Annotated in this window: 14 protein-coding genes; 9 read left to right on the top strand and 5 right to left on the bottom strand. The window is 40.5% G+C overall.

Features of this window, described 5'->3' with window-relative positions; all coding sequences use genetic code 11:
* Window positions 1-110 precede the first annotated feature (110 nt).
* Window positions 111-2735 (bottom strand): ATP-dependent chaperone ClpB, encoded by a 2625-nt coding sequence (gene clpB / locus FO442_RS03215; RefSeq protein WP_144331695.1) that lies wholly within the window; start codon window positions 2733-2735, stop codon window positions 111-113.
* A gap of 384 nt (window positions 2736-3119) precedes the next feature.
* On the opposite strand from clpB, the gene FO442_RS03210 reads away from it, so the two are divergent.
* From FO442_RS03210 to secD, 6 genes are all read left to right on the top strand, one after another.
* Window positions 3120-4070 (top strand): glycosyltransferase family 2 protein, encoded by a 951-nt coding sequence (locus FO442_RS03210; protein ID WP_144331694.1) that lies wholly within the window; start codon window positions 3120-3122, stop codon window positions 4068-4070.
* Between the two features lie 7 nt (window positions 4071-4077).
* Window positions 4078-4641, top strand: a complete 564-nt coding sequence (locus FO442_RS03205) for a D-glycero-alpha-D-manno-heptose-1,7-bisphosphate 7-phosphatase (RefSeq protein ID WP_144331693.1) — start codon at window positions 4078-4080, stop codon at window positions 4639-4641.
* Window positions 4619-5380 carry a toxin-antitoxin system YwqK family antitoxin gene (locus FO442_RS03200; protein ID WP_144331692.1) on the top strand — a complete coding sequence of 254 codons (762 nt, stop codon included), beginning with the start codon at window positions 4619-4621 and terminating at the stop codon, window positions 5378-5380. The genes FO442_RS03205 and FO442_RS03200 overlap by 23 nt, the downstream gene beginning before the upstream one ends.
* Window positions 5381-5449: 69 nt before the next feature.
* Window positions 5450-6136: a hypothetical protein gene (locus tag FO442_RS03195; RefSeq protein ID WP_144331691.1), complete on the top strand. Its 687-nt coding sequence runs from the start codon at window positions 5450-5452 to the stop codon at window positions 6134-6136.
* Between the two features lie 101 nt (window positions 6137-6237).
* On the top strand, window positions 6238-7359 hold the full coding sequence (locus FO442_RS03190; RefSeq protein WP_144331690.1) for a glycosyltransferase: 1122 nt from the start codon (window positions 6238-6240) through the stop codon (window positions 7357-7359).
* 134 nt (window positions 7360-7493) lie between these two features.
* Window positions 7494-10505: a protein translocase subunit SecD gene (gene secD / locus FO442_RS03185; protein WP_144331689.1), complete on the top strand. Its 3012-nt coding sequence runs from the start codon at window positions 7494-7496 to the stop codon at window positions 10503-10505.
* Window positions 10506-10748: 243 nt separating this feature from the next.
* Here the strand turns inward: secD and FO442_RS03180 are convergent, their stop codons facing one another.
* Complete coding sequence (locus tag FO442_RS03180) at window positions 10749-12125, bottom strand: exonuclease domain-containing protein (protein WP_144331688.1); 1377 nt, start codon at window positions 12123-12125, stop codon at window positions 10749-10751.
* 113 nt (window positions 12126-12238) lie between these two features.
* Between FO442_RS03180 and FO442_RS03175 the strand changes: the two genes are divergently transcribed.
* Entirely contained in the window at window positions 12239-12496 is a 258-nt protein-coding gene (locus FO442_RS03175; RefSeq protein ID WP_144331687.1) for a hypothetical protein, read from the top strand.
* Between the two features lie 51 nt (window positions 12497-12547).
* On the opposite strand, the gene FO442_RS03170 is transcribed toward FO442_RS03175, so the two are convergent.
* Window positions 12548-13027 (bottom strand): GNAT family N-acetyltransferase, encoded by a 480-nt coding sequence (locus tag FO442_RS03170; protein WP_144331686.1) that lies wholly within the window; start codon window positions 13025-13027, stop codon window positions 12548-12550.
* Window positions 13024-14139: an acyltransferase family protein gene (locus tag FO442_RS03165; protein WP_144331685.1), complete on the bottom strand. Its 1116-nt coding sequence runs from the start codon at window positions 14137-14139 to the stop codon at window positions 13024-13026. The genes FO442_RS03170 and FO442_RS03165 overlap by 4 nt, the downstream gene beginning before the upstream one ends.
* Before the next feature lie 93 nt (window positions 14140-14232).
* Here FO442_RS03165 and lhgO point away from each other — a divergent pair, with 93 nt between their 5' ends.
* Window positions 14233-15444, top strand: a complete 1212-nt coding sequence (gene lhgO, locus FO442_RS03160; protein ID WP_144331684.1) for an L-2-hydroxyglutarate oxidase — start codon at window positions 14233-14235, stop codon at window positions 15442-15444.
* A 175-nt stretch (window positions 15445-15619) separates the two neighbouring features.
* Here lhgO and FO442_RS03155 read toward each other — a convergent pair whose 3' ends face one another.
* On the bottom strand, window positions 15620-15910 hold the full coding sequence (locus FO442_RS03155) for a winged helix-turn-helix domain-containing protein (RefSeq protein WP_144331683.1): 291 nt from the start codon (window positions 15908-15910) through the stop codon (window positions 15620-15622).
* Between the two features lie 576 nt (window positions 15911-16486).
* Here FO442_RS03155 and FO442_RS03150 point away from each other — a divergent pair.
* The gene (locus tag FO442_RS03150; RefSeq protein ID WP_144331682.1) at window positions 16487-16909 is read left to right on the top strand and encodes a hypothetical protein; all 423 of its coding nucleotides are present in this window, start codon (window positions 16487-16489) and stop codon (window positions 16907-16909) included.
* Window positions 16910-16926: the final 17 nt, after the last annotated feature.

Below are 16926 nucleotides of genomic sequence, written 5' to 3'. Positions count from 1 at the left end.
CGACAGAAAATGAACGCATTCGTTCACAAGGTTCTGAACCCATAAAAAAGCGGGAATCTGCCTTGGCAAATCCCCGCTTTTTACACCTAAAACTAAACTACTGCTTTTACTTATGATTTTGCATCAATTTCTTCTTCCTGAGAAATTGGTTTTCTAAATACTATTTTCCCATCAAAAATATCCATTACAACTGTCAGGGAAGTGTCTAATGTTCCTGACAACAATGCTTTGGATAATTCATTCAGTACTTGCTTCTGGATGACTCTTTTTACAGGTCTTGCTCCAAAATGAGGGTCATAACCGGCCTCAACCAAATGAGTTTTTGCATCTTCAGTTATGTGCATTTTGATCCCTTTTTCAAGCAGCATATCTTTCAAATGGTTCAATTGTAATTGGACGATTTGTCTCACATAACGCTTGTTCAGCGGAGTAAAGATGATTGTTTCATCAATCCGGTTCAAAAACTCAGGGCGAATGGTTTGTCTCAACAATTCCAAAACTTTGAATTTTGCTTTTTCCATCGCCTCATGCAGGTTTTCTTCTTTCACTCCTTCAAAACTTTCCTGGATCAAATGAGACCCCATGTTAGAAGTCATAATGATAATCGTGTTTTTGAAATTCACGGTTCTTCCCTTGTTATCGGTCAAACGTCCGTCGTCCAACACTTGTAATAAGATATTGAATACGTCCGGATGCGCTTTCTCAATTTCATCCAGCAAAACGATGGAATAAGGTCTTCGGCGAACTGCTTCCGTTAATTGTCCGCCTTCGTCGTAACCGACATATCCCGGAGGCGCTCCTACCAAACGGCTTACACTGTGTTTTTCCTGGTATTCGGACATGTCAATTCGCGTCATGGCATTTTCGTCATTGAACAGGAAATCTGCTAATGCTTTTGCCAATTCCGTTTTACCAACTCCTGTCGGACCTAAGAAAATGAATGAACCGATCGGTTTACGCATATCCTGCAATCCGGCCCTGCTTCTTCGCACAGCATCCGATAAGGCTTCAATGGCCTCTTCCTGGCCAACTACCCGTTTTCCAAGCTCATCTTCCAACCGAAGTAATTTGGAAACTTCACTTTCAACCATTTTAGAAACCGGAATACCCGTCCATTTGGAAACCACATCGGCAATTTCCTGAGCATCGACTTCTTCTTTGATCAGTTTGGAATTTGCCTGTAATTCCATCAGTTTTTTCTTCGCTTCCTCCAGTTGGATCTCCGCTTCTTTGATTCTTCCGTAGCGAATTTCCGCCACTTTTCCATAATCTCCTGAACGTTCTGCCTGATCGGCTTCCAATTTCAGGTTTTCAATCATTTCCTTTGTTTTCTGAACACCTTCAACGATATCTTTTTCTGCTTGCCATTTTGCATTGAATGCATTGCGTTGTTCTTCCAGTGAGGCCAATTCCTTTCCCAGAGTTTCCAGTTTCTTCGTATCGTTTTCGCGTTTGATTGCCTCACGTTCAATTTCGAGCTGCATAATCCGACGTTCCAATTCATCCAGTTCCTCCGGTTTTGAATTGATCTCCATCCGAAGTTTGGAAGCCGCTTCGTCGATCAGGTCGATTGCCTTATCCGGCAAATGACGTTCGGTAATATAGCGCTGGGACAATTCAACAGCAGCAATGATCGCAGCATCTTTGATCAGCACTTTGTGATGATTTTCGTATTTCTCCTTGATACCACGCAAAATGGAAATGGCATCTTCGGTATCCGGTTCATCTACGAAAACCGGTTGGAATCGACGCACCAAGGCTTTGTCTTTCTCAAAGTACTTCTGGTATTCGTTCAAGGTTGTAGCACCGACAGCTCTTAATTCACCTCTGGCTAATGCAGGTTTTAAAATGTTCGCTGCATCCATAGCGCCTTCGCCACCGCCTGCCCCGACCAGGGTGTGAATTTCGTCAATAAACAGGATGATTTCTCCATCAGCACTTGTAACTTCTTTTACAACGGATTTCAAACGTTCCTCGAATTCTCCCTTGTATTTTGCTCCCGCAACTAGCGCACCCATGTCCAGGCTGTATACAATTTTTGATTTCAGGTTTTCAGGAACGTCTCCATCAATAATCCGGTGTGCAATCCCTTCTGCAATGGCTGTTTTACCAACTCCAGGTTCACCGATCAGGATCGGGTTGTTCTTCGTTCTTCTTGTCAGAATCTGAAGTACCCGTCGAATTTCATCGTCCCGGCCGATAACCGGGTCTAATTTCCCTTCCTTAGCCAGTTCATTCAGGTTCTTTGCATATTTTTCAAGCGATTTGTAAGTTCCTTCCTGTTGATTGGAAGTAATTTTTTCTCCGTTTCTTAAGTCCATAATATCTTTTATAACCTTTTTCTTGTCCAGTTTTGCATCGCGCAGCAATTGCCCGATCTGATCTTTTGCATCAATCAGGGCCAGGAAAAGCATTTCGACAGTAGCATACTCATCTCCATGTTCCTTGGCCAATTTTAATGCCAGCTGAAGTGTTTCCTGTGCTTTGGGGGAAAGGTATATTTGTCCGCCGGAAACTTTACTCTGGCTTTCAAGAATCCGGTCCAGGGCAAGTTCGATGTTCTTCGGATTGACTTGTGATTGTTTGAGTAAATAAGGAATCACATCTGCGTCTTTGAGGAAAATTCCCTTCAGCAAGTGCGCATTCTCGATAGCCTGATGCCCTTCTGTTTGAGCATACTCCTGAGCTGCCTGAATGACTTCTTGTGTTTTTATAGTAAATTGATTGCTATCCATTTTTTTTGTATTTGATTTCTTTTTGTCAAATCACGAACCAAATCTCATTTTGGAAGAATTTCAAGACAAAAAGACAGTTTTAGAAAATTCAAACCGACAAAATGACGTGATTCGGTTGTGTGAGATGATCGTTATAAATAGTAATTTAGCCAAAAATTGCAGGAATGTCTAAAATCAAAAAAACTTACAAAAAACTCTATCCTTATTTCGTGGATGTGTGGCAATACATCGCCATTATTGTGATTTTTATTATTGCAGCTATATTCTTTTTATAGCCTTACCGCAAATGCTTCATCAAAGCAAAGAGCTCGTTGAAAAAAGGTGCTGCTTTGTCTGTCTTGTCAATCCAACAGAATCCTTATTTTTGTTCAAAAGTTAAAAGCGTTGGAAAATCAACTTGAATTATCAATTGTCGTCCCTTTATTCAATGAAGTAGAGTCTTTGCCTGAACTGCACGCATGGATTAAGCGTGTATTGAACGAGCATAACTTATCTTACGAAGTCATTTTTGTGGATGATGGAAGTAAGGATGGTTCCTGGAAAGTCATTGAATCTTTGAAGTCAATTGACCCGAATGTAAGAGGGATTAAGTTTCAGCGTAATTATGGTAAATCTGCCGCGTTGCATACCGGCTTTCAGGCCGCTGAAGGGAAAGTGGTGGTCACCATGGATGCGGACTTACAAGATTCTCCGGATGAACTTCCCGAATTACACCGAATGATTGCGGAAGAGGACTACGATGTGGTTTCCGGATGGAAGAAAAAACGTTATGACCCGGTAACAAAAACAGTTCCTACAAAATTGTATAACTGGGCGGCCAGAAGAATGACGGGAATTAATCTGCACGATTTCAATTGCGGATTAAAGGCTTATAAAAATGCGGTCGTTAAAAGCATCGAGCTCTATGGTGACATGCATCGCTATATTCCACCCCTGGCTAAATTTGCCGGTTTCAATAAAATCGGTGAAAAGGTAGTGATCCATCAGGCCAGAAAATACGGGACTACCAAGTTTGGACTGAACCGCTTTTTGAATGGTCCGCTTGATCTCATGACAGTGGTTTTCATGGGGAAATTCGGTAAAAAGCCGATGCATTTTTTTGGAGCAATGGGTTCTTTACTTTTTATCATTGGGTTTGGAATTGCTGCCTACCTGGCGATCGATAAACTTTTTGTTCACTCAACGGCGATCAAATTGGCCGAACGTACGGAGTTTTTTGTGGGGCTGGCGGCAATGATCATGGGGGTTCAGTTCTTCCTTGCGGGTTTCCTGGCTGAATTGGTAGGGCGAAATTCCTCAACGCGAAACCATTACCTGATCGAAACTGAAATCTGATAGTTCCATGAAAAACTGGCAGGTGGATGGATCGTGGACGCTTTTTCTGGATAGGGACGGAGTAATCAACGTGCGTATCATGGATGACTATGTCAAACAGAAAGATGAATTTATACTACTTCCGGGAGTTGCAAAATCTATTTCAAAAGCGAATAAATTGTTTTCGTACGTTTTTGTGGTAACAAACCAGCAAGGAATCGGGAAAGGATTGATGACGGAACGTAACCTTTCGGATATTCATGATTATTGTAGTGAATTACTCGACGCTGAAAACGGGCACATCGATCGCTATTATTTCGCTCCCGCCTTAGCTTCCGATAATTCAGATTTACGAAAACCGGGTTCCGGAATGGCACTTTTGGCGAAACAGGAATTCCCATCGATTGATTTTCACAAATCGATCATGGTGGGGGATTCGGATTCGGATATCGAATTTGGCAAGGAACTTGGAATGAAAACGGTGTTTATCAGACATGACGATGTCTCTGAACATAAAACAGCTGATTTAACATGTGATTCACTTGAATCGTTTATAAATTTATTGGACTATGATAACAAGGATCATTTTTAGTGCGTTGTTTTTGGTAAGCTCACCTCTCTGGGCACAAACAGTCAATCAAAAAGACACCCAGGGCAGAAAGCAGGGAGCCTGGCAGAAAACCTACCCAAAGTCACGCGCTTTTGAATATAAAGGACAATTTAAAGACGATAAACCTGTAGGCACGTTCACCTATTATTACCCTTCCACAAAAGTGAAAGCGGTGGTGAAGCACGATGAGAAAACCGGTCGCTCCACTTCAGTCATGTATCATGAGAACGGATTGGTGATGGCAAAAGGAATTTTCAGAAACCAGGAAAAAGACAGTGTTTGGGAATATTATGGCCCATCGGGAAGATTGAGTACGAAAGAAACCTATTTAAAAGGAAAGTTGAACGGAAACCAAACAATCTATTATGTTTTTGAGGATCCGAGTGACAAACGCGTCGTTGTTGCCAAAATAACACCTTATAAAATGGGAGTTGTTCACGGAGATGTGATCGAATATTTTGACACAGGAGTCATCAAAAGTAAGGTAACTTATGTTAACGGCAAAAAAGAAGGAGTTGCAGTAATCAACCACCCTAACGGAAAAGTGATGATCACCGAGCGTTACAAAGGAGGAATCCAGCACGGATGGCAATCTGCTCATGATCAATCCGGGAAGGAAACCGGGAAACAATATTACCGCTACGGAAAACGGATTGAAGGGAAGGAGCTGGAGAAATACCTCAAACAATTGAAAGATAAAGGAATCAATCCGAACGGTTAATTCTTCAATCAAACATCCTTTTTAAACAAATCAGCAACGTGAATCTCCTTTTTTTTGTAATTTCATTCTGTGATTAAGAAACTCGGAACCATAACAATAGCTGTTTCATGTCTGCTTGTTTTTCTGACGGCAAATTCGTGTAAGAAAAACGAGGAATTCGATATGTACTACGACTATTTCCCTCTGAATGAAGGGCATTACGTTATTTATTCTGCTCATGAAGTCTTTGTGGACCAGCAGGTGAACCTGAGAGATACATTCGATTACTTTATCAAAACCGTTGTCGGGGATACGATTACCGATAATTCGGGTCGAATTGCCAGGCAATTTGAACGTTATTACAGTGCTGCTCCAAATGGTCCTTGGATGATTCACGATATCTGGACGGCGATTATTGACAATGGAAGGGCCGAATTGGTCGAAGAAAACAACCGGACCATTAAGTTGGTCTTCGCACCCAGTGAAGATGACGAATGGGACATGAATGCCTACAATACTTTGGATCCGCTAAATTGTTATTATTCCGGTATTCACGAAGCGTATGCTTTGGGAAATAATACTTTTCCATCTACCGTAACGGTTGAGCAGGAAGAATTCAATTCTTACATCGACTCCCGCCGAAAATTTGAAGTTTATGCCAGGGGAATTGGCATGGTACATAAGTATTTTAAAGATTTCATCATAAATAATGGCAATCCCGATAATATCAAGAAAGGACATTTATTGGAAATGCGGCTCGTGTCTTCCGGAAATTAAGCAACCCGGTTCATAAATTAATTTTATTTTTGTCCGTAAGCAAGATCTGTGAAAATTTCTGCAAGCGATCTTAAGCCGGCAGAGGCAATAAGTATAATTCAATGAAAATAGCTTTTCTTTCAACCTTTTATCCCTTCAGAGGAGGTATTGCACAATTTAATGCAAGCATTTACAGGGTTTTTGAGAAAGAGCATTCCGTGAAGGCCTTTACCTTTAAAAGGCAGTACCCCAATTTCCTGTTTCCCGGTGAAACGCAATATGTAACGGAGAAAGACCAAGTCGATAGAATTCCGGCGATCCCGGTGCTGGACACGATTAATCCCGTTAGTTACCTGAAAACGGCCAGGCTAATCCGGAAATTCGGACCCGATGTGTTGATCCTGAGGTATTGGATGACATTTTTTGCTCCGTCACTTGGTATGGTTGCAAAGAAGTTGAAAAAGGAGACAAAAATTATCTGCATCCTGGACAACCTGATCCCGCACGAAAAACGTTTCTTTGACACGGCATTTAACCGGTTTTACCTCAAACAGATTGATGGATTTGTAGTCATGTCGGATAGTGTCTTGAACGATTTGCTTTCGGCTAAACCCCATGCAAAATACATCCGTATCGATCACCCGCTTTACGATCATTTCGGTGAAAAAAAAACAAAGGAAGAAGCATGCCGGGAATTAAAACTGGATCCTGCGAAGAAATACGCCCTTTTTTTTGGATTTATCCGTGAATACAAAGGACTGGACTTACTGATAGACGCATTTAAAACGGTTGATCCTTCCATTGAATTGATTATTGCAGGAGAAGTATACGGCAGTTTTGACAAGTATCGGAAACAGTTGCAGGATCCGGCTATTTCGGGGCGTGTTCATGTGTTCAATAATTATATTTCAGATGCGGAGGTAACCCATTTTTTCTCTGCGGCAGAAGTATGTGTGTTGCCTTACAGAAGTGCTACTCAAAGTGGGATCACAGCCATTTCCTATCATTTTGATCTTCCGATTATCGCAACGGATGTAGGAGGACTGAAGGAAACCATTGAAGACGGGGTGACGGGAATGATCGTGAAAGAGATTACCGGTCAGGCCATTTCGGATGCAATCAATACCTATTTTCTGGGAAATTCGAAAGAATCTTATTTTGAAGCAATTCAGAATTATAAAAGAGCTAATTCCTGGGAGGCCTTTTCAGATAAAGTACTCGATTTTATTGAAGATTTGAAATAAAGACTAAAGATTTAGCTCAGTTCAAAAGCTGTTTTTGCTCGGAATCGGGATTTTTTTTCCACAGGTTTAATCAATCATGGCAATTTTTATCCTAAAGTGTATATATTTGCGACCTTAAAATACAATCAATCAAAATGCGTAATAAAGGATTTTTCTGGTTTTTAACTATTTTGCTTACTGCGGTATGTGTGTATCAACTATCATTTACCTGGGTGGCAATCGGTGTTGAAAACGATGCTGAACGTGAGGCACTGGGACTAGTTGAAGAGTTAAAAGAAAAAGCAGCTGCCAATGACAGCAATAAAGTTGCTTTATCGAATGGAACAGTCATCGATTTCAATAAGCCCGAGGCGTTTGAACTTGCTAAAGCTGCAATGATCAACCAGGTGTTGACTGAAAAAGCGGAAAAAGCTGTTTATCCGATTATCGGATCTAAATTCAAAGATGTTAAAGCACGTTCTTTGGCTTTTGGTTTGGACCTGGTAGGTGGTATGAGTGTGACAATGGAAATCGATGTTCCGAAATTTGTTCAATCATATGCGCGTAACTCGAGAGATTTGAAGTTCAAGGTTCCTTTTGATGAGGCTTACCGAATCCATACAACAAAAGGGGGAGACTTCATTGACTTGTTCATGGAGCAATTTGAAAACAGAAACGGATCGGAAAAATTGGTTCGTCAGTTGAATATTTCCGAAGTAAAAGAATTGTCTTACAACTCTTCCAATGAAGAAGTAGCTTCTTATTTTCATGATAAGATTGCAAGCTCCATGGATGGGGTGGAACAGATTATGAGTAAGCGTATCAACCAGTTTGGTGTTGCGCAACCGAATATTCAAAAAGAATCCCGCAAGAATCGTTTATACATTGAACTTCCGGGAGTTCAGGACGAAGCAACAGTAGCAGCAAAATTGGTTTCTACTGCGAATCTGGAGTTCTACGAAACATACGTGTTGGGAGACGCCGGGATCCAGGTTGGATTATCCAATGCAAATGTATTGTCGAGAAGCCCGGAGATCAAGAAAACGTTAGCCGATACAACGAATGTTTCCGATTCAACTAAAGCAGATTCTGCAAAGGTTGCTCCGATCAAGTCACTTTCTTCAAAGCCGTTGGCGGGAGCTAGAAAACCATTATTCGATTACTTAAAAGTAGAGCCGGGAATGGGGCTTGGAATGGCGAATGCGGAAGACAGGGACGAAGTGGACGAAATCCTGAAGCGTTCCGATATCATGGCGTTATTCCCGCAAGATTTAAGATTCATGTGGTCAGCAAACCTGGAAGAAGGTGCTGAAGGTAAAAAAGGATATGTATTGTATGCTGTAAGAATTCCGGAAGGAGGAAAAGCAATGGTTGGAGGTGAAGACGTTCGTTCTGCCGTAAGATCATTCAATCAGCAAAACCTTCAAACGACAGTAAGTGTAACGATGTCAATTGACGGAACTCAGAAATGGGCTCAAATGACAGAAAGAAACGTGGGACGTTCAGTTGCAATTACAATGGATAATGTGGTTTATTCCGCACCGGTTGTAAACGAGCCAATCAAAGGAGGAAGCACGGAAATTTCCGGTAATTTCAGTATTGCTGAGGCAGATGACTTATCCGGATTATTGAATGGAGGATCACTTCCAGCACCATGTGTAATCAAACAACAAACAAAAGTAGGACCGACAATCGGTAAGGAAAACTCTGAAGCTGGATTGATTTCATTTGCTTTTGCTTTCCTTGCGGTATTTATCTACATGTATTTCTATTACGGAAAAGGAGGTTTGGTCGCAAACATTGCATTGGCTGTAAACGTGGTTCTTATCTTCGGATGTTTGGCTTCTTTCGGAGCGGTATTGACATTAGCAGGTATTGCCGGTATCGTATTAACAATTGGTACGGCGGTCGATGCGAACATCCTGATCTTTGAACGTATCAAAGAAGAAAATACTCATGGGAAATCTGCGGAAGAAGCGGTGAATATCGGTTTTATTAAAGCTTTGCCTTCCATTATTGATGCGAACGTTACGCATTTATTGGTAGCAATGATTCTAAAGATTTTCGGAACAGGTGAGATCGAATCTTTCGCGACTACATTGATCGTAGGTATTTTCACTTCGGTTTTCTCCGCAATTATTATTTCCAAACTGATCATTACTTCTTCTTTGGAAAAAGGGAAAAAGGTTTCATTCAGTACGAAGTATACTCATAACATGTTCTCAAACTTCCATTTTGACTGGATCGGTAAGAGAAAGTACTTCTATATTTTCTCGATCTCGGTGACTATCCTGGGAATTGCAGCAATGGCTACAAGAGGATTGAAACAAAGTGTTGAATTTACAGGGGGTAGAACATTCGGTGTGAAAATGGAGAAGCCTGCAGATATTGAAACAGTAAGAAAGGCAATGGAATCTGTTTTCATTGAGAAAAACGGTGAAAAATCGAATGTGGAGATCAAAACCAAATCGAATGCTTACAACGTAGAGATTACAACAAACTACTTATTGGCTGATGCATCTGCTACTTCTAAAGTGGAAGATAAAATGAAAGAAGGATTTGAAACGATCAAAGAAAAGACCGGAGGTATTACTGTAACGGACACCCGTTCGATTTCAGCTTCGGTTTCTGAAGAAATGTGGTCTTCTGCGACACTTTCCATTACCTTGGCTTTGATTGCGATCTTTGCTTATATCTTCATCCGCTTCGGTCAATGGCAGTATTCATTGGGTGCAATCTTAGGATTGGCACATGACGTATTGTTCGTACTTTCTATATTCTCGCTGCTTCATGGAATTTTACCATTCAGCCTGGATGTGAACCAGGCGTTTATCGCGGCGATCCTGACAGTAATCGGTTACTCGATGAACGATACGGTGATTGTATTTGACCGTATTCGGGAAAACTTGAATTTTGACAAGAATCAACACGAAGCGAAACAGGTAATCAACGAAGCATTGAATAAAACTTTGAGTCGTACCTTCAATACATCCATGATCTTGTTTGTCGTATTGTTGATCATGTTCATCTTCGGAGGACCGGCAATTAAAGGATTCTTATTTGCATTATTGGTTGGTGTTGTAATCGGAACATACTCTTCTTTGTGTGTTGCTACACCAATTTTGGTTGACTTTACGAGATCATTTAAGATCAAGAGTAAGAAATAAACAGACTTAACTAATTGAGAGCGGCCCTTCAGTAGATGGGTCGTTTTTTTATGCTGTTTTTTACAACCTTTCAAAAAAAGTTCAATCAAGAAAGAAAGGGTTCAACCGGTCGAAGGATTCAATGTTTAACTTTTGAACCGTTTGAACATGAAGTAAAAACACACGCCATGATAGTAATCATTTCACTTGTCCTCGCATTATTGGTCGGGAATATTTTGATTCAAAGAAAAGATTGAAGGATGGTTATCCTCCGAAAGGAATTTTGACAGTTTCGCTGTTTTTTCTTAGGTAATAGCGCAGAATTGTTCGGGCATCTTTGTCTTCGGGATGCAACTCGATAAAACGGAGCCAATTTCGGTGAGCTTGTTTCAATGTGTAATACGGAACAAAACCAAAACCACGATAAGAACCATTTTCGATCCATATAACACTCTTTTCACGCTTATCCCTGCCATTTTCCACGATAAAGAAATTATCGTCGTCAAACGTCAGCAAATTGATTAATTCGCTAATCCGTGAATTATAGGATTCAGGAGTTTCCACACCTACACAAGCTCCGTGGCATTTACGCACCTTGTATCCGAAACAGCTTCCATTGCTCTTTTCCAGGCTGCACAGTTTCTGGCACAACTGATGTTTTTCCACCAGGTTGAAAATGTACTCGTTTGCCTCCCGTTTGGTGGTAAAAGTGGTAATGGGTGCACTGGAGGTTTTGCTGATTTTGTCGACATAAAGCTGGACATACCCGGCCTGGTCCTCAAAATCAAACAATCCGTAAGCAAACGTGCTTTTTCGAAGCGCCCTGTTATATAATGGTTTATGGACCTTTATCAATTCGGATTCAAACAATAACGCAATCAGTTCAGACCCCGTTAATTCGAATTCGATACGGGCAATTTCCTGCCTCATGATCGAACCTTTGAGCGTTTTGGAGTTTTTCAGATGCTGTTCGATCCGTTTCCGGATATGTTTGCTTTTACCGATATAGATCAACTGGTTCACATCGTTGTAGAACTTATAAACTCCGGGTTTGTTGGGAATTTCTTCCAGTATTTCGAGATCCAGGTTCGGATGCAGTATTTTCGGGTTGACTTCTTCCTGGATAAAAGTCTGCAATCCTTTTGGATCCGTTTGGTATAAGAGTGTAAATAAATGAGCGGTAGCTTCCGCATCGCCTTTCGCACGGTGCCTGTCGACCAGATTAATTCCCAGTGCTTTGGTCAATTTTCCCAGGCTGTAAGATTCATGATCCGGGATGACATAACGGGATGCTCTCACTGTACACAAATGTGCTTTCCGGTAATCGTATCCCAATAATTTGAATTCATGTCGAATGATCCCGTAATCAAAACCAACATTGTGAGCAACGAAAATACAATCTTCAGTAAATTCAATAATCTGTTTGGCGATTTCGTAGAATTTCGGAGCATCTTCGACCATTTTATCGTGAATTCCCGTCAACCGGGAGATGAATTCAGGGATTGGTATTTCCGGGTTTACCAGGGTCGCAAAGGAATCGATGATCTGTGTTCCGTCGTGTTTGTATATAGCGATTTCGGTAATCTTGGAAGACTTAGTTGACCCACCGGTTGTTTCGATATCTACAATTGCGTAATTCACGGCACAAATTTACGGAATTTTTAATGCTTGATTTGTCAATCTGGCGTCGTGCCCACAGAAATTAACTAAATGTCGGTGAATATTGCTTAAATTTGTCAAAAAAAGTATCAAAAATGGCAAATAAGAGAGTAATCAAAAAGCAATTGAACGGGATGATCATCGACGTATTGGATGAGTGTTTTTCAATCCAATTGTATAACGAATCCAAAACAGAAGCTACAGAGAAATTAATTGATGAAGCATTGAGTTTTGGAGATGACGTTTTGAGTAAGATCCACGAAGCAAAGACAAAGAAAGATTTCCCTGCTATTCGTCAGATGATGGAAGATAAAGGTGTTTACTTTATTGAGGAATTGAACGGTTTGCAATAAAATTAAAATGATGATAAACACGTAGGGCGCGATTAATCGCGCCCTACGTGTTTAAACTAGTTTACGCATCCACAAATCACAGGCAAAATGCCCGGAATCCCCATAGGGATGATCCAGGTACTCAAAGCCCAAATGTTCGTATAGTCCCACAGCAATATGTAATTCGGGAAGGGTTTCCAAATAGATTTCGCTGTAACCTTCTGATATTGCTGCTGAAATAGATTTTTCCATCAGCATTTTTCCCAAACCGACACCCCGATGACTTTTCGCAACATAAAGTTTCACCAATTCAATACAGCCTTCCGGTAATCCTTCTGTCGGGTAAATGCCGCATCCCCCGATAATGATCCCCTGTTCCTTCGCTACGAAATAGTGTGCATGTTTTGTCTGAAAGAGTTTAAACAGGTTATCTGTTGTTGGGTCAGTGAATACCGTTCCGGGTTTATTGGCGCCAAATTCTGTCAGGACTTCACGAATTAAATGCGCAATAGCTGCGTTGTCACCGAGTTGGATGTTTTCAATTGAGATCATGCTCTGAAATAACGTTTAAGATTCAGTAAGGGTTTTTCGAAATACCGGTAAGAGATAAGTGACAAGAGACTATTTGATACCAGTAATAATAGGAAATAGAGCACGAAATAGCCCGCTCGCTGGTTCCAATTAAATGCTTCGAATGCTTTACAGAGATAGAATATCAGGAGGCTGTGAAACAGGTAAAAACCATAAGTTAGTTTTCCCGCCCGTTCGAAATAAGGAATCCGGTCTGCTTTGAAGAAAGAATGTTTGGATTTGAGTTGCTCAACCAGGACGAAAGCAAAAAAAACTCCTGAGATTAATCGTTCAAAAGAGATCATCCTTCCGGGAAGCAACTTGTGGGCTGTGTACAAAAAAACGGTTCCGAGAAGATAAATCCCGATGATTTGTCCCTTTTTGAGTTCTTCTATAATCCGGATGGATGGTTTTTCAAACACCCATGAGGCCAATAATCCACCGATTGCCATATCTGAAATGACACTTAGGGTATGATAATATAAAAACGATTGATTTTCTGAATAGTACCAACGGAACAGGAAAGAACAGCCAATCACTGCCAGGAAGAAGATCCGGAAAGAGCGAATCGTTTTCCATTGAAAAAAACCAATCACCAGTGCCCAGCCGATGTAAAACTGTTCTTCGATGCTGACACTCCAGGTTGCGGTGAGAAAATTTAAGGAATCCCTGCTACCGTTGATTATTTCATCAAAATTAGATAAGAACAGGCTGTAACGCCAGAATTCATGAATCGTTTGGATGCCGAATGGAAGATGAGGAAAAACAAAGAACCCAAAAAGGATGATTACAAAGTAAAGCGGCCAAAGTCTCAGGATTCGCCGGATCAAAAAGAAACCCACATGAATTTTCCCTTTTTCCTTTAATTCTTTTAACAGCAAATAAGTAATTAAAAAGCCGCTAAGGACAAAAAAGAGATTGACACCATAATGTCCGATAGAAGTCAATTTACGAATAACCCGAAATGAGGGAGATTCAAAAAAATCGCCCCAGACTTCCCGGTTGATGGTAAACGCATGGAAAAGAAAAACCATGAAAGCACCAATGAACCGCAATCCGTTCAGGTTTTCAAAGTGAATTTTTCCTTTTTGCATCGTTTATTCTTGTTTTTCCTTTTGACGGTGTTCAAATGTAGTGATTATATACTATTGCTTTTTCTAGTACATTTGCAGAAATTTTACAAATTCATGGCGTACGACGTAGCAATTATCGGTGGTGGAATAGTAGGTGCAGCGACACTTTACAAAATGCAAAAGCGTTATCCGGATTTAGCAATTGTTTTGATTGAGAAAGAAGCGAAACTGGCAGACCATCAGACGGGAAACAATTCAGGAGTGATTCACAGCGGGTTGTATTATAAACCGGGTTCACTGAAAGCTAAAAATTGTGTTGCAGGTCGTCATGAATTGGTTGCTTTTGCCAAAGAACACCATATTGCACACGATGTCTGCGGAAAAGTAGTGGTTGCCGTAGATCAATCGGAATTGTCCAACATGGATAAGATTTTTCAGAACGGGTTGGCAAACAATACCGAAGGAATTGAAATGATTGATGCGAAACGGGTAAAGGAAATCGAACCGTATGTGGAAAGCATCGGCGGTATTTGGGTTCCTTGTACCGGAATTATCGATTTTCGGGGAGCAACAGAGAAAATGGCGGAAATAGCACTTTCCATGCAGCCAAAAAGCGCTATGAAGTTGGGGCATGAGGTCATTGGTATTGAGCGCTCACCTGAAAAAACTACGATTGTAACGAACAAAGGAACTGTCGAAGCGAAGTTTTTGATTTTCTGTGGAGGTTTACAAGCAGACCGTTTGGCTAAGAAGGATGGTGTGAAGTTGAAAGAAAAAGTAGTTGGTTTCCGCGGAGATTACTACGAATTGACAGAGGAAGCGAAACATAAGGTTAAAAATTTGATCTATCCGGTGCCGAATCCTGATTTCCCGTTCTTAGGCGTACATTTCACCCGAATGACCAACGGTGAGATCGAGTGCGGACCCAATGCGGTATTCACCTTTAAACGCGAAGGATACGGAAAAACAGATTTTTCGATGAAAGACACTTTTGATGCATTGACCTACAAAGGGACCTGGAAGTTGTTTTTTAATAACATGAAATTTGGAATCGATGAATACCGCAGAGCGTTTTCAAAACGTTTATTCCTGAAAACATTGCAGCGGATTATTCCGTCACTGACAATGGAAGATATTCATCCGGGCAGAGCAGGAGTACGTGCATTACTATTGGCCGAAGACGGAGATACCCGGGATGATTTCCGCTTTGAATTCCATGAAAACTCCATCCATGTTTTGAATGCGCCTTCACCGGCAGCAACAGCTTCACTGGCAATTGGCGGTCAGATCGTTGATGAAGCGGAAAAGCATTTTGGCTGGAAGTAATCTTTGATGATCATTTAAAGAAATATTAATTGCAGGGGTATATTCAAGAGTTCTTTTAATAGAAGAAAGCGCTGAAATACCTGTTGAGTTTCGTACAATGAATTCAACAGGCCTGTCTCAGATATCAGAAAAAAAACGGGCATAAATCAGAGATTATTATGAGGTATGTAAGCCTTTAATTAAATTGGCTAAGATATAACTGGTAGTTTTCCTGGTTCAATGTGATGTGGTATGCGTGCCTTGCATACTCTATATGAATTAGATCTGCTTCTCTTAGGATCTTAATGTGGTCGTGAATTGTGGATACCCGCATTTCCAGTATTTTGCACATATCAGTATTTCTGAATGATTTGTTCTCTTTTAGCAGTTTAATCATTCGTGATCTTGCAGGATGTCCGATTGCTCTTCCAAATTGCGACATAAGTAGTTCTTCAGGTGTGTAATTGTAATCTTTTGATGCTCCCATGATTGATTTAAAATAAATGCATTTTATTTAAGTTAGTGGAAAAGTTGATTTATTACAATAGTATTAATGTTAAATTCCGATATTCCAATTTAGTGAAATAGCTATATCGGAATATCGGTATATACCGATGAACCGTTATAAAAAGAACGACACATTAATTTTCCAAACGACAGAGATGTAATCAGACGTTACCAGTATTTGCCTGATGAATTTCGTAACATGTTGTTTTAATCGTAACACCCCCCTCATCAAAACTTTTTGAAATAATAATTCCTGTTTTTCTTGCATAAGAACTAAATTATTATATATTTGTTATGTTCCTCCAAAGAACAAAACTGAAATCTTCATAGTCCATTTTCTAAGGACTGATTCAAACGAAACCTTAATATTCGACTGGAATAATAGAATTGTAACCAACTTTTGTGTTTTGATAAAATAGGCAGACTGTTTAGTCAAAAGAGAGTCTTGAAAATAGATGACTTGACTAAAATACTATTTGGGAGGTTATTATTAAACACACATCTATTAATAAACATTTGTCTACTAAAATAGACCGATGCTACTAACTGTTAGATTATGAAAAGGGATCTGTTCAAATGGACAAAAAGTATTGCTGCTTGCGTGCTTTTTTGTTCGACAGCGTTTTCACAGGAGGAGCACCAGCTCATTACTACTCCGCAAATTAAAATATCCTATGTGCGTGGGGACTGTGACGTTGAAACCGGAAAACAAGCTTATCAATTTGCTTTTTTAAAAATTGAAAACCTTACCAATGCGAATTTACATGCGGGCTTTAATATTGTCGTTCAATACGATGAAGGATGTGCCGGATGTAATGGCAGTGATGAGAGCCTCTACTATGTTAGTTTGTCACCCAACCAGGTTTATACAGCCTCTTGCGGTTCTGATGACAAAACTAAAGTCTACCTGCGTAATCCGAATTTTTCGGGAGCATGGAACTTCCAGGAATTACGAATTGAAAATTTGATCGTCGAATAATTCAGCATTCGAACCGG

This window comes from Fluviicola chungangensis, assembly GCF_007558725.1.
Classification (GTDB): Bacteria; Bacteroidota; Bacteroidia; order Flavobacteriales_D; family Crocinitomicaceae; genus Fluviicola; species Fluviicola chungangensis.
The sequence above is the reverse complement of the archived record's forward strand: the minus strand, read 5'-3'. Positions and strand labels throughout refer to the sequence as shown.

Excerpts from the sequence above, each read along its gene's own strand:
- clpB (WP_144331695.1), bottom strand. The coding sequence starts at position 2,735 with ATGGATAGCAATCAATTTACTATAAAAACACAAGAAGTCATTCAGGCA.
- FO442_RS03205 (WP_144331693.1), top strand. The coding sequence starts at position 4,078 with ATGAAAAACTGGCAGGTGGATGGATCGTGGACGCTTTTTCTGGATAGG.
- FO442_RS03200 (WP_144331692.1), top strand. The coding sequence starts at position 4,619 with ATGATAACAAGGATCATTTTTAGTGCGTTGTTTTTGGTAAGCTCACCT.
- FO442_RS03190 (WP_144331690.1), top strand. The coding sequence starts at position 6,238 with ATGAAAATAGCTTTTCTTTCAACCTTTTATCCCTTCAGAGGAGGTATT.
- secD (WP_144331689.1), top strand. The coding sequence starts at position 7,494 with ATGCGTAATAAAGGATTTTTCTGGTTTTTAACTATTTTGCTTACTGCG.
- FO442_RS03175 (WP_144331687.1), top strand. The coding sequence starts at position 12,239 with ATGGCAAATAAGAGAGTAATCAAAAAGCAATTGAACGGGATGATCATC.
- FO442_RS03170 (WP_144331686.1), bottom strand. The coding sequence starts at position 13,027 with ATGATCTCAATTGAAAACATCCAACTCGGTGACAACGCAGCTATTGCG.
- FO442_RS03165 (WP_144331685.1), bottom strand. The coding sequence starts at position 14,139 with ATGCAAAAAGGAAAAATTCACTTTGAAAACCTGAACGGATTGCGGTTC.
- lhgO (WP_144331684.1), top strand. The coding sequence starts at position 14,233 with ATGGCGTACGACGTAGCAATTATCGGTGGTGGAATAGTAGGTGCAGCG.
- FO442_RS03155 (WP_144331683.1), bottom strand. The coding sequence starts at position 15,910 with ATGGGAGCATCAAAAGATTACAATTACACACCTGAAGAACTACTTATG.
- FO442_RS03150 (WP_144331682.1), top strand. The coding sequence starts at position 16,487 with ATGAAAAGGGATCTGTTCAAATGGACAAAAAGTATTGCTGCTTGCGTG.